The following is a 13844-nucleotide window of genomic DNA, read 5'->3' as shown; positions in this document are numbered from 1 at the left end:
CCATGTTACACACTATTATTCAAAAAAACAATTACCAAGATTCCATTGTTTTAATGCTTTTGACCAATCGTTTACTGACGATCGAAGGGATCAACAACGCTTCGGTCATGATGGGTACACCTGCCAATAAGGATATCTTCAAGACGGGTGGTCTTTATACCGAGGAGATGAGCAATGCGACATCCAACGATATGGTACTCGTTTTAGACATTGAAGGGGAAGAAATCATCGAAACAGTCCTGTCAGAAATCGATGCCTTCTTATCGGACCAAAGCAATAGCGCAGGGGAAGAAACCCAAAGCGTCAAAACTTGGGAAAAAGCCTTAGATCTTGGAAAAGATGCGAAGGTCGCTGTCTTATCGATTCCTGGTACTATGGCAGCACCAGAAATTGAAACCGCATTAGCAGCGGGCAAACATGTTTTTTGTTTCAGTGATAATGTTTCATTGGAAGAGGAAGTTCGGCTAAAGAAAATGGCTCATGAACAAGGACTTCTTTTAATGGGGCCAGATTGTGGCACAGGGATTCTCAATGGGATACCAGTAGCCTTCACGAATGCCGTTCGTAAAGGGAAAATCGGTGTTGTCGGCGCTTCGGGTACGGGCATCCAAGAAGTCACCACCATCATTCATAAATTGGGTGCCGGTGTGACACAAGCCATCGGAACCGGTGGACGAGATCTCAAAGAAGCCGTCGGTGGGATCACCATGAAAGACAGCATTCTTGCCTTGGAACACGATCCTGATACAGAGGTGATCGTGGTGATCTCCAAACCACCTGCACCACGTGTCCGCGATGAAGTGTTGGCATTATTAAGAAGAGGAACAAAACCTGCAGTCACGATTTTTCTTGGGGAAGAACCAACGGATCACGAAGAAAATCTTTACAGAGCCTACACGCTGGAAGAAGCGGCACAATTAGCCGTGCAGCTGCTACGTCAAGAACAGATTGGATTAGAGCCAGTAAAAGAGGAAACGGCAGCTGTCGCTTTTGGCCCTGAACAGCAAAAAATCAAAGCTTACTATTCTGGTGGAACATTGGCGTACGAAGCAGCGATGCTGGTCAAAGCAGGATTAAATCTAGAACAAGAAGATGCCCCTCAGGAAGGGTACATCTTAAAAGCAGCTGGCCATGAGATCATCGATTTAGGTGATGACATCTATACGCAAGGCAAGCCCCATCCGATGATCGACCCAACAAAGCGGATCGAACTGTTGAAACAAGCGGGAGAAGATCCTGAAACGGCAGTGATTTTGTTAGATATCGTTTTAGGGTACGGCTCTCATCAAGATATGGCGAGTGAATTGGCACCGACCATCAAATCGTTGAAGGAAGCTGCACAAGCAGCTGGCCGGGAGTTAGCGGTGATCGCTACGATCGTCGGAACTGATTTAGACCCCCAAGACAGCAACGAGCAAGCAGAGATTTTAATAGCAGCTGGCGTGATTTTGTGTCAAAGCAATGCCCAAGCAGTCAAAAAAGCTTTAGCATTACTCGGTCACCCCTTTTCACCAATTAATCGTAAGCTGTTGCCAAAAGCAGTGACAACTGCCGATGCATTGCCAGAGCCATCTGAAAAGAGCCGCGAATTGTTGGCGAATGACGCATTCATCAATGTAGGATTGCGTAGCTTTGCGGAAGCAATCCAGGCGCATCACGGTCAAGTCGTTCAATATGACTGGCAGCCAATTGCTGGTGGAAACGTAACGTTACAAAAAGCCTTACGTTTCTTAGCACAAGTGTCACTATCAGAGTAGGAGGAAGTTATCGTGTACGAAACTATTGAAGAAGCAAACCAAGCCGTTATTGCCAAAATCGTTGCGGGTTCGCCTTTTTTGCTGGATGTCGTTCCAGCAGTCAGTGTCATTCCAGAGTTAGGTGAAGGAAAAGTCCTATTGCATGCAGGACCACCGATCCGCTACGATCAGATGATCGATCCGATTCAAGGTGCTTGTGTTGGTGCGGGGCTTTTTGAAGGCTGGGGCGAAACGGAAGAAGAGGTACGTCATTTATTAGCATCTGGGGAAGTTCAACTGATTCCTTGTCACCACGTGCAAGCGGTTGGCCCAATGGGGGGCATCACCTCTGCCAATATGCCAGTGCTCGTGGTAGAAAACAAAACCGATGGCAACCGAGCGTATTGTACGATGAACGAAGGGATCGGGGCAGTTTTACGTTTTGGCGCCTATTCTCAAGAAGTCATTGATCGCTTGCATTGGATGAAAAATACGTTAGCACCAGTTTTAAGTGCTGCACTACAAACAAAACCCGATGGATTGAACATCAATGTCTTAGTCGCAAAAGCAATCGCCATGGGGGATGAGTTCCATCAACGGAATATCGCTGCTTCGTTGGCGTTCTTAAAAGAAGTAGCACCAGCGATCGTTACTCTGGAAGGATTTGAAAAAGAAAAACCAGAAGTCATTCAGTTTCTAGCAGACACGGATCAGTTTTTCTTGAATATTATGATGGCTTCTTCAAAAGCGGTGCTTGATGGCGCCCGGACGATTGAAGAAGGCACGGTTGTGACCGCAATGTGTCGCAACGGGCATGAATTCGGTATCCGTATTTCTGGCATGGGGGACGAGTGGTTTACTGGTCCTGTCAATACACCAAAAGGGCTCTATTTCTCAGGATTCAGTGAAGAAGATGCCTCTCCAGATATGGGCGACAGTGCCATTACGGAAACCTTTGGTGTTGGGGGAATGGCAATGATTGCTGCCCCAGCTGTGACACGCTTCGTTGGTTCCGGCGGATTTCACGATGCGTTGAAAACCAGCAATGAGATGTTAGAGATCTCCATTGATACCAATCCGAATTTTCCCGTTCCTACATGGGACTTCAAAGGGATCTGTTTAGGGATCGATGCTCGGAAAGTCGTGGAAACAGGGATCTTACCGGTGATCAATACAGGGATCGCCAACAAACAAGCTGGACGGGGACAAATTGGTGCCGGGACAGTGACACCACCAATGGATTGCTTTGAAAAAGCTGTCTTGGCTTATGCAAAAAAATTAGGATTTGAAGAATAAATCAGGGACTGAAAACGTGAAAAAGGAGCAACCTAGCGATGATACAGGCAAAATGGATCGACCAAGCTTTATTTGAACCCGCATTTATCAATGGCAACTGGATCGTTCACAGTGTGTTTCAGCATAGTTTCAATCTACAAGATCCTCGTCAGGATCAGCTGATCTGTGTCTCCAAACAAGCGGCTCGCGTGCCCAAAGGGATGATTTTAGCTGCCGACGATTATGCAGCGTTGGCGACAGGCTTAGTTGCTGGTACCAGTCTTTTGGTTCAGCAACGGGTGATCCATTTTCCGCATCATCGTCTGTCTTTTCAAAAGGCAGCCAAATTTACAACCACCTTTCCAGCTGGCACAGTCCCATTTGATCGAGAACTGTTTTGGTCAGCCCTCCAAAGCGTCACGGAAAAGACGGGAATTCAAGAAGCTGTTTCAGAAACCATCCGCAGCAATCATCCGTTTTATGACGCAATCGATCAGCTATGCACGCCTTCATTTAAGGAACAACGGCAAGCAGTCGCTTATTTAGTCGGACGGGGTGTCGGATTGACCCCCACAGGCGATGATATGCTAGTTGGTCATTTACTGGCTCGCCGAGTGATGGGGCAAGAAGATACCCGCTTGGTGGCTTATCTACAAAGAAGGCTGTTGACAGTCAATGATTTAACGACTGACGTCAGTAAACACTATCTTCTGCATGCACTGACAGGCGCATTCAATCAATCGGCATTATCCTTGACCAGGTGTACCGATTCAGCGGCTTTTTCCCAAGTAATCAAAGAGATACTAGCGATCGGTCACACCTCGGGGGCCGACTTTTTGGCAGGGTTTGCTCGCAGTATCGATCAATTTCAAAACAATAGAAATGAGGAATTCATATGGCAAAACGAGTGGTCATCGCTCTAGGGGGCAATGCAATTTTAAAACCGAATCAACCAGCGACCGTTGAGACACAGCTTGCAAATATCCAGTTAAGTGCAGAACAGATCGCTAAAATCGAGAAGCTTGACCATCAAATCGTCGTGACGCACGGCAATGGTCCGCAAGTCGGCAATATTTTACGACAAAATGAAGAAGCCAAAGAAGTCGTGCCGCCTTTTCCACTGGATGTCTGCAATGCAGAGTCACAAGGCTTTATCGGTTATTTAATGGAGCAAAGCATCAAAAATAAAATCGAGCAAGAAGAACTGACCAGCAATGTCGTGACCTTATTGACCCAAGTGGAAGTGGCAGCGGATGATCCCGCGTTTGAAAAGCCAACGAAGCCGATCGGCTTGTTCTACTCAGAAGAAGAAGCAAAAAAGATGGCTGAGGAAAAACATTGGGTGATGGAAGAAGATGCTGGACGTGGGTACCGTCGCGTCGTGCCATCTCCACAACCTGTGACGATCCACGGCGTGGAATCAATGGTTCATTTATTGAATCAAAATACCATCGTGATCGCTGGTGGCGGCGGTGGGATTCCAGTCGTAAAACAAGCGGAAGGCTTGAAAGGGATCGAAGCAGTCATCGATAAAGACCGAACCGGGAAAAAACTGGCAGAACAAGTGGATGCCGATGTATTTATGATGCTGACCGACGTCAACAACGTTTATATCAATTATGGAACACCGGAGCAAGAAAAATTAACGGGCTTATCCGTAAGTGAAGCGCAAGCATATTTTGATGCGGGGCATTTTGCAGAAGGTAGTATGGGGCCGAAAATGGAAGCGGCGATTGCGTTTGCCAAACAAGGAAAGACAGCAATCATCTGCTCATTGGAAGAAGCGGACTTAGCATTGTTAGGTGAAGCAGGCACAAGGATCGCTGGGTAAAACCAGCGATCCAACTGCTTGATTCGCCTATTAGTCGCCTTCTTCCGACAGCTCAAGGGCTAAACGCAGATCCAGGCTGATGCTAGGATCATGCACGTTTTTTCCTAGTAGCTTTTGACACTGTTCGATGCGGTATTTGATCGTGTTGCGATGAACGAACAAGGCTTTGGCGGTGCGGGTGATCTCACATTGATAATCCAAGTAAGCCCGTAAGGTTTTGCGCAATTCGATGGTGGCATCTTCTTGCGGAAACGCCAATTCTTTAAGAATCGTACGGCAGAAATAATGGATATCTTCAGGACTCATTTTTTCAAATAGACTCCGCATTCCCCTTTGATGGTAGAAAGAGACGATGGAAGAATCATGTTGGCCTCTTCGTTCTTCATACGCAGTTTTTGCTTCGATGTAGGAGCTGGCTAAATCATTGATACTTTCACAGACACTTCCTACACCAAAGGCCATTCGAAATGGCAACCGATTGGTCAAAGCATTGGCGGTCTCGATCAAATGGTCTTCTAAGGCATCACACTTGTGCTGCACGAAAATCGCAAAGTGATTGCTGCCCTTTAAGCGAAAGAGACAAACATCTTTGATGCGATAAGGCAGTTGTTCACTAAACCACTGATAAACCAAGTCACTTTCTTCTTTTAGGTATTTGTCTTTGCCTTTGGTTTCTTTGGTTGGTTCACAGGCACCATAGATGACACGATAATGGCGGGCTTTGACTAACCCGTAAGTCTTTCCGAGATCTAACCAATCTTTTTGTTCTTGCTTGGTCGATTGCTGGTATTCGATCATCCGTGTTAAAAAGTCACTTTTTAAATCTTCAAAAGATTCTTGCACTTTTTGGTTCTTGTAGAGCATAAACGACAAGACCAATGCTGCTTGTTCCAGCGCAAAATCCGAGACAGGATAAGGAATTGCCTCAGGATTCAAAATGACTAAATAATGGGGGAAATAAGTGGAGGTTTCAATGGCATAATAAGAAATTTGTGACGTTTTTTCATGAAGATCTTTGATAGGGATCGCCCCGCTTTTTTCACCAGTAAAAACCCCTTTCGTTTGTCCTAATTGATGGATGTAGTACTCCGCGGGTTTTGACATGCGGGTGAAATGCTTGGAGTGGGCAATCACTTGTTTAAAAGGATTCAACAAAATGATCGGTGTATTGACCATTTGGCCAAAATCAGCGATAAAGCGAGCGATGCTGACATCCTTCATCAAGGAAGCAGAGAACCGTTTTTGAATGTCTAACGCATAACTCAGCTGCTCGGTTTTGGTGTTCCACAATAAATTCAAAAGCTGGTGCATCAAACGACCCAGCGGCATCGTGGCAGGTACTTCTACGATGGGGAAACCCAAGCTATCAGCGTAGGCGATGACTTCAGGATCGATGACATCCAAAAAACGACCGATCTTGATGCCTAATCCAGCGGCATTTTTGGCTACGAGAGAATCGATCAGTTCTAGAAGCGCTCCTTGATTATCTTTATAAACCATCGCCGTGCTTAAGATAAAGGTATGCTCAGGAATATAGTGGGCGATATCGGGGGTCTCAGTGATTTCGATACTGTCGACGGGAATTTCCGCGGTAATGGGATCTGTCAACAAACGCAAATTGGAAAAGCGTGGTGTAGCAAGCAATTCAGCAACTAACTTCATAGAGAAACTCCTTTTGGAATTGAACAAAATAAACAAAAACATGTCCTTTTTTAGCTTTATTGTACAACAAACTTGGAAACGTTGACAAGGCGTTGGACAGTGAAATCAAAAAGAGAAATGAGGGAAAAAGATGTATAAAGAGTTAACGATCGCACAACGTACGATCATGACACCTGGGCCTGTAGAAGCCCATCCAGCTGTTCTACAAGCAATGACCAATCGCATTTTGGGGCAGTTTGATCCGAATTTTTTGGCGATCATGGATGAGGTCAAAGAAATGATCAAACAACCGTTTGGAACCAAAAACAAAGAGGCATTTGCCATTGACGGGACTTCCCGAGCTGGTTTAGAAGCGGCGCTGATCGCTTTGATCGAACCAGGGGACAAAGTCTTGATCCCAGCCTATGGGCGCTTTGCTTTCTTACTGGGAGAAATCTGTGAACGTGCTCAAGCGCAAGTCAAATATGTGGAAAAAGAGTGGACAGCTCCTTTTGCACCCGCAGAGGTCATCAAAGAAATCGTCGCATTTCAACCCAAAATCGTGGCGATGGTCCACGGGGAAACCGCCAACGGGCAAATGCAGCCGTTAGCAGAAATCGGGCAGTATTGTCGCGCAAAAGATATTTTCTTTGTCGTTGACATGGTGGCGACTTATGGTGGCGTAGCCCTGTCAGTCGATGATTGGTGTGTCGATTTGGCAATTGCTGGTACTCAGAAGTGTTTAAGCGTGCCGTCTGGTCTTTCATTAGTGACCTACAACGAGCGAGTCGAAGCTGTCCTTAATTCCCGTTACCAAAAAGAATTAGGCTTGAGCAAAACGGATCGAAACAAGCGGCACATTATGAGTAATTACTTGGATTTGAGTCAACTGCAACGCTACTGGAATAAAGAGCGAATCAACCATCACACAGAAGCGACGAGTATGATCTATGCGCTTCATGAAGGATTACGGATGTTGCTAAACGAAGGCCTCGATGCAGCCTATCAACGTCATTTGACGAATGAAGGGGCACTGGTCGCTGGACTGGAGGCAATGGGGCTTTCAATTTATGGCGAAAAAGCAACCAAAATGCCGACAGTTACCCCCATCTTTATTCCAGAAGGTGTTGATGGCGAAGCTGTCCGAGAAGAGATGCTTCACTCCTTTGGTGTAGAGATCGCTAGTTCATTTGGTGATCTAAAAGGAAAAATCTGGCGGATTGGAAATATGGGTTACAGCAGCCGCAAAGAAAATATTTTACATGTCCTAGCCGCGTTAGAAGGGGCACTATTGTACCAGCAAGCACCAATTTCTGCCGGCAAAGCGCTCATCGCTGCGTTAAATTACTACCAAAAAACGACTTAAAATTTTAGCACAAATGCACAACGACTGGAAGCGCTTTGTGAAAAATGACAAATGCAATCGTCGGCAAAAAAACGTACACTAAGACTATCTTAAAGCGCTTTCGTTGGCGTGCTTCACAAACTTTACTTGTGTAACTGATGGAGGGAAAAAAATGGAAATCAATAAAGAACGTGGTGGGCTTGCCTACTGGAAACAAATTATTATCTTAATGTGTTCAGGCTGGGTCACTATATGGATTTATCGTGCTGCGTTATCACCGGTCTATCCGCAAATCAATGAGTCACTTGGCGGCAATATTTCTGATACAGCATTAGGATCGATCGCCAGCTTTTACTTTTTCGGCTATGTGATCATGCAGATCCCTGCCGGCTTTTTAGTGGATAAGATTGGGAAGAAAACAGTTCTGCTTCCGGGATTTGTGGTATTTGCACTGGCAGCTTTACTGATTTCACAAGCCTCTTCAATCACCATGATCTATACCGGTAGCTTTTTAGCAGGGATCGGCTGTGGGTCTTTTTACGGCTCCGCGTATTCTTTGACCTCACAGAACATTCCGAAAGAAAAGAAGAGCTTCTCAACAGCGATCGTCAATAGTGGTTCTGCCGTTGGTTCAGGGTTTGGGATGATCTTATCAAGCTTTATCGTTATTCAGATGAACATGCCTTGGCAAACAATGATGTATTTATCCGCTTTCTTGATCGTTTGTATGACGATCGCTTTCGCATTGGTGATCCGCAGCAACAAAGAAGACGTAGCTTTCTTGGAGAGTCAAGCAGCAGCTGAAGAAGAAACAACGGATCAGCCGAAAGAAAAAGTTTCCCTTTCGACCTTGTTCTCACTGCGGATGCTCTTTACGTATGTGTTATATTTTGCGACGTGTTATGCCTACTATATGACGGTTACTTGGCTACCAAACTTCTTAGGAACAGAACGAGGCTTCCAAGGAGTCGCAATCGGCTTCTCTTCTTCATTGGTGGCATTTGCTTCGATTCCTGGGGCCTTGTTCTTTAGCCGCTTGGCAGACAAATACATGCATAAAAAAGTAACTTTTATCGTTATTTTAGAAGTGTTGGCGGCGTTGATGTTATTAGTAACGGTGCAAGCAACAAATTCGACCTTCTTAATGATCGCGTTGATCTTGTACGGGTTCCTTGGAAAACTAGCGGTTGAACCAATCATCATTTCTTGGCTAGGGGAAAATGCACCCAAAGTTGGGGTCGGTACGACATTAGGGGTCTTCAACTTTTTCGGCATGATGTCTTCCGTTATCGCACCAACATTGACCGGATCGATCTCGGATGCAACAGGGTCAAAAGTAATGGGCTTTTATATCGCAATTATTTTGTTGATCGGTGGTACATTCTTATTCTTGACTGTAAACTCTAAGAAAACAGCCAAGTAGAAAAGTGAGGAACAACAGATGAAAAAACGATCCTTAAAAATCAGTTTGACCAACCAAATCATGATTGCAACGGTATTGGGGATTTTTTGGGGCGTTTCCTTTCCCGGTTTAGGTGATCAAATGCAGCTAGTCGGGGACTTCTTCTTGCGACTGATTCAAATGTCTGTGGTCGTGTTGGTCATGGGCTCGGTGATTGAAGCGGTGGGGGGACTTGATCCAAAAGAATTAGGTGGGATCGGCGGGAAAGTCTTCCTCTGGTTTACCGGTTCGACCCTTGTCGCCGCTATTTTCGGTCTCTTATTCGCCTTGATCCTCAAGCCCGGCGCAGGCCTTGATCAGTCCCTGCTGCAAAGTACAGAAACCGCATTAAGTACCAGCAGCATGGAAGAAGTCATCTTAAACTTTGTTCCACTGAACATTATTCAAGCCATGGTGGAGCAGAATATGATCCAAGTGATTATTTTTTCGCTCTTCTTTGGCCTTGCCTTGAGCTTGATCAAGCATGAAAAAAAGAATCAGCTGTTTCTAGATATGATCAGCAGTTTTAATCATATTTTGATAAAAATGGTCAGCATGATCATGAAGTTGGCGCCGATCGGGATTTTCGGCCTTGTTGCTTCCTTAGTAGAAGATACCGGTATTCGTGTTTTGGGAATGTTAGCCAGTTTTTTATTGACGTTAGCAGCAGCATCTTTGCTCTTTTTGTTTCTTTGGTTTCTCTTGACGTCGCTCTATTGCAAAGTTTCCTTGTTTCGTTTGATAAAGAACATGTGGCGCCTCTCGGTGATTTCCTTTACGACCACCTCTTCTGCTGTTTCATTGCCGTTTCAAATCGAAGATGGCAAAGAACGATTTGGGATCAGTGATCGAATCAATAAGCTCGTGATGCCTCTGGGCATGACCTTAAATAGCAATGGGCTCTCCTTATTTTTAGCCCTGGCAATCGTAACCGTTGCTCAGGCGTACCAGATCCAATTAAGCTTGGGGGATCTTTTGCAAGTGGTCTTGTTGTCCTCGTTGGCATGCTTGGGAACGATCGTCGTTCCAGGCGGCGGATTAGTCACACTGGCTACGGTTTTACCTATGTTAGGACTGCCTAATGAAAGCATCGCCTTACTGGCAGGGATCGATTGGTTTTCTGGGATGTTTCGGACCCTTTTGAATGTGGATCCTGACGTCACGGTGGCGTTGATCGTTGCTCATGATGAAGGAGAACTGGATCGTGCAGTCTTCAATGGTGAAAAAGCCCCGGTCAAATTAGCAGAAAAAATCACCGATGGCGTATAAGACCAATCATTCTTGTGATGAAACTTTACTCTTTTTTGAAAACGTGCTACGATTTATTCGTTGATAGACGAAAGAAGCTTCCTGAAATACCGTAAACGGTAAACAGTAGCGAGTGATTTTCAGCTCGTCATTCAACAGATAAATACGACAAAAAGAGGAGGAAAAAACATGACAGCATCGATGAAATTGTGGATTGACCTTTTGAATAGCTAATTTAAATCTATTTCAAAAGTCTAGGCAATCGTGATTTCAAGGGATGAGTGTCCTCTTTTTTCCAATTTCTTATTAAAATCAGGGTATAGCGGTAGGCTATGCCCTTTTTTTGTTCTTGCGTTTTCCTAGACGGGAAGGACAGACTGATGGAACAATTAAGTGTAAAAATAAACAAGCTAATCAAAAATTATGGGTCCAAAGAAGTACTGAACATTGAAGAACTGAGCGCCTATCAAACAGATCGTATCGGGATCGTGGGCGCAAACGGGCAAGGCAAGTCCACCTTGCTGAAATTGATTGCGGGAGTGATCGATCCTGATTCAGGAACGATCCAAAGAGAAAATTCGTTTCACTATTTCCCGCAAATCGCTGAGGTGACTGAAAAGACGGAGGCTCTTGACTGGGCGCTGTTTGGTCGTTTTTCGATCCCAACTAATGAATTGGCGACACTAAGTGGCGGGGAGGAGACCAAATACCGGTTGGCACAAATGTTATCTTCCTATCAATTAGGACTTTTGCTCGATGAGCCAACGAGCCATTTAGACCAGCAAGGAATTCAAGTCTTGATTGAGGTATTGCAGTATTATTATGGCACCCTGATCGTGGTCAGTCATGATCGGTACCTATTGAATCAGCTGGCAACGAAAATCTGGGAAGTCGATCAAGGCAAAGTCATCGAGTATTCTGGCAATTATGACAGTTACCGACAGCAAAAAGAGCAAGCGACACAGCGTGTTGCCTGGGAGGCGGTGCAGTATCAGCAACAAAAGCAGCAGTTGACTCAAGCAATCCAAAAGAAAAAAGAACAAGTGATCAAGAGCAGTCGCATTTCTGAAAAAAAGCGGCAGCAGAACATCCGACCAGACCGTTTGTCGTCATCAAAACAAAAGGACACGGTGCAAAAGTCATTGCAAAAAACAGTCAAAGCCATGGAAAGCCGCTTGGATCAGTTGGAAGAAGTGAAGGGTGTCGCCCAGCAGCAGGTGATTCGTTTTCCAGTAGTCCCTGCAGTGGAACTGCATAATAAACGACCGATTCGTGGGGAGCAAGTAACCATTCAAAGAGGGACGAAATGTTTGCTAGACAGCAGCAGTTTCCAGTTTGCTGCCGGGAAGAAAATCGCTATCGTGGGTCCGAACGGTTCGGGGAAGTCGACTTTACTAAAAGAAATCATCGCAGGTGGAGAGGGGATCTATTTATCACCGAAAATCGTCTTTGCGATATACGAGCAAATGGGCTATCGAAAAAACAGCACCACACCACTTTTGACGGAATTGATGGCTCAAACAGACTATCAGGAACCACTGGTCCGCAGTATTTTACACAATCTAGGATTTAGCCAGAATGAAGTGATGAAGCCAGTCAATGTGCTAAGCGGCGGAGAAGCGACACGGGTCGAGCTTGCACGCATCTTTACTCAAGCTGCCAATGTCTTGATTCTTGATGAACCGACGAACTTTATTGATCTGCCGACAATCAACGTCTTGGAACAATTGATTCGCAGCTATCGTGGCATGATTTTGTTCACTTCTCACGATCAAGCGTTTATTGATGCTGTCGCGGATGACGTGTATCAAATCGATCATGGGAAATTAACATTGGTTTCCAGTAACTAGCAGCATTGTCGCTTTTATACCTGTATAGAGAAAAACAGCGCGGGAAAGGAAATGACCGCCCAACGTTCGATCAAAAAATCGGCCGTTGAGCGGTCACTACAAAACCCGCACTGTTTTTTTGCACTAATCGGTATCGCCTAGCTGTTGCTACATCGCTTAATAAATCTTTTTCGTAAAGTATTTTAAGATCAGTGGAGAGATCAAGGTGCTCAACAAGACAACGATCACCAAAGGGGAATACAATGTGGACGAAATCAATTGGTTTTGTTGACCAATCTGCAAAATGATCAATGCCATTTCACCTCGGGAAATCATTCCAGCTCCCACCATCCAAGCACTGTTGTTCGAGAATTTCGCGATTTTCGCCCCGACATAGCCGCCGACCAGTTTGGTCAAGATCGCGACCACGGTAAAGGCAAGAATAAAGAATAATTGCTCATTTAAGCGGGAAAAATCAACTTCTAAGCCAACGCTGACAAAGAACACCGGAATGAAGACGGCATAACCTAATGCTTCGACACTGTGTTCCACTTCCTCACGAACCTTCGTTTGACTGACAGCGATCCCTGCGAAGAAGGCACCAATGACAGAGCTTAACCCAACAAGGTCAGCAAGATACGCCATTCCTAAGCAGATGATCAGTGACATGATGATCACCGCGGAATTTGCAAATAGCTTTTCTGCAAGTGCCAATAAGAACGGAGCGATCCATTTCACCAATAGAAAAATCAACACAAAATAAATCAGTTCTACCAATAAGGTGACCGGCAGTGGTGTTGCTTGGCTGCTTTCGCCGCCTAAAAAGGAAAGGCTAAGACTCAAAACCAACACGACCAAAATATCATCCACGACGGAAGCACCAAGAATCGTCGAACCTTCTTTCGTGTTCACCACATTCAACTCTTTCAATACTTCGACAGAAATACTGACTGAGGTGGCAGCTAATACGATCCCGAAAAAGAACGCTTCTGTGGGACTGCTTTGAAAACCGACTCCTGTGGCATACCCGAAGAGCATCGGGAACACGATCCCTAAAAGGGCAACGAGCATTCCTGGACGAAAATAGCGTTTCAATAAAGAAATATCACTTTCCAGTCCCGCTAAAAACATCAGCAAAATAACACCAATCTCTGAAAAATCATGAACTAGAATATCTGGATGGACCCAATTGAGTCCTGCGCCTCCTAATAAAACCCCCGCTAGCAACTGCCCGATGACAGCAGGAACGCCCATCCGTCTCGCCAGATGCGAGAAGAGGGTCGTCGTGATTAGGATCAAACACAAAATCCCGACAAAATGCATAAAACCTCATCCTTCTTTCCTATAACATACTCCCCTTTAGTATAGCATTCTCTCTTGAATTGAGCCTGTATCAAGCTTTTTTTTAATAAAAGAGTTTCATTAAACCACACGTTTTTTGAGATGAGGAGGAAGCGAAGGCAATTAGAATTATTCTGCGCAATCATTAAAATAAAAA

10 protein-coding genes are annotated in these 13844 nt (G+C 45.1%); 8 read left to right on the top strand and 2 right to left on the bottom strand.

What is annotated here, in order from left to right; all coding sequences use genetic code 11:
- The first annotated feature begins 2 nt into the window (after nt 1-2).
- The 4 genes from fdrA to arcC are packed head-to-tail and all read left to right on the top strand — an operon-like array spanning nt 3 to nt 4842.
- On the top strand, nt 3-1757 hold the full coding sequence (gene fdrA, locus IAE45_RS13210) for an acyl-CoA synthetase FdrA (RefSeq protein ID WP_140965768.1): 1755 nt from the start codon (nt 3-5) through the stop codon (nt 1755-1757).
- A gap of 12 nt (nt 1758-1769) precedes the next feature.
- Complete coding sequence (locus IAE45_RS13205) at nt 1770-3032, top strand: DUF1116 domain-containing protein (protein WP_005234461.1); 1263 nt, start codon at nt 1770-1772, stop codon at nt 3030-3032.
- Between the two features lie 38 nt (nt 3033-3070).
- The gene (locus IAE45_RS13200) at nt 3071-3934 is read left to right on the top strand and encodes a DUF2877 domain-containing protein (RefSeq protein ID WP_140965769.1); all 864 of its coding nucleotides are present in this window, start codon (nt 3071-3073) and stop codon (nt 3932-3934) included.
- Complete coding sequence (gene arcC / locus IAE45_RS13195; protein WP_015509188.1) at nt 3907-4842, top strand: carbamate kinase; 936 nt, start codon at nt 3907-3909, stop codon at nt 4840-4842. The genes IAE45_RS13200 and arcC overlap by 28 nt, the downstream gene beginning before the upstream one ends.
- Before the next feature lie 30 nt (nt 4843-4872).
- On the opposite strand, the gene IAE45_RS13190 is transcribed toward arcC, so the two are convergent.
- Nucleotides 4873-6504 (bottom strand): PucR family transcriptional regulator, encoded by a 1632-nt coding sequence (locus IAE45_RS13190; protein WP_087627069.1) that lies wholly within the window; start codon nt 6502-6504, stop codon nt 4873-4875.
- A 130-nt stretch (nt 6505-6634) separates the two neighbouring features.
- Here IAE45_RS13190 and IAE45_RS13185 point away from each other — a divergent pair, with 130 nt between their 5' ends.
- From IAE45_RS13185 to abc-f, 4 genes are all read left to right on the top strand, one after another.
- Entirely contained in the window at nt 6635-7849 is a 1215-nt protein-coding gene (locus tag IAE45_RS13185; protein ID WP_200126578.1) for a pyridoxal-phosphate-dependent aminotransferase family protein, read from the top strand.
- Between the two features lie 151 nt (nt 7850-8000).
- Nucleotides 8001-9251: an MFS transporter gene (locus IAE45_RS13180; protein ID WP_081117449.1), complete on the top strand. Its 1251-nt coding sequence runs from the start codon at nt 8001-8003 to the stop codon at nt 9249-9251.
- Between the two features lie 18 nt (nt 9252-9269).
- On the top strand, nt 9270-10538 hold the full coding sequence (locus tag IAE45_RS13175) for a dicarboxylate/amino acid:cation symporter (RefSeq protein WP_096741523.1): 1269 nt from the start codon (nt 9270-9272) through the stop codon (nt 10536-10538).
- Between the two features lie 359 nt (nt 10539-10897).
- A complete protein-coding gene (gene abc-f, locus IAE45_RS13170) occupies nt 10898-12367 on the top strand; it encodes a ribosomal protection-like ABC-F family protein (protein WP_200126576.1) in 1470 nt (489 codons plus the stop codon).
- A gap of 156 nt (nt 12368-12523) precedes the next feature.
- Here abc-f and IAE45_RS13165 read toward each other — a convergent pair whose 3' ends face one another.
- Nucleotides 12524-13669 carry a cation:proton antiporter gene (locus tag IAE45_RS13165; RefSeq protein ID WP_081117446.1) on the bottom strand — a complete coding sequence of 382 codons (1146 nt, stop codon included), beginning with the start codon at nt 13667-13669 and terminating at the stop codon, nt 12524-12526.
- Between the last annotated feature and the right edge of the window lie 175 nt (nt 13670-13844).

Origin of the sequence: Enterococcus sp. S53 (assembly GCF_016516865.1) — a bacterium.
Taxonomy (GTDB): domain Bacteria; phylum Bacillota; class Bacilli; order Lactobacillales; family Enterococcaceae; genus Enterococcus_D; species Enterococcus_D innesii.
The sequence above is the reverse complement of the archived record's forward strand: the minus strand, read 5'-3'. Positions and strand labels throughout refer to the sequence as shown.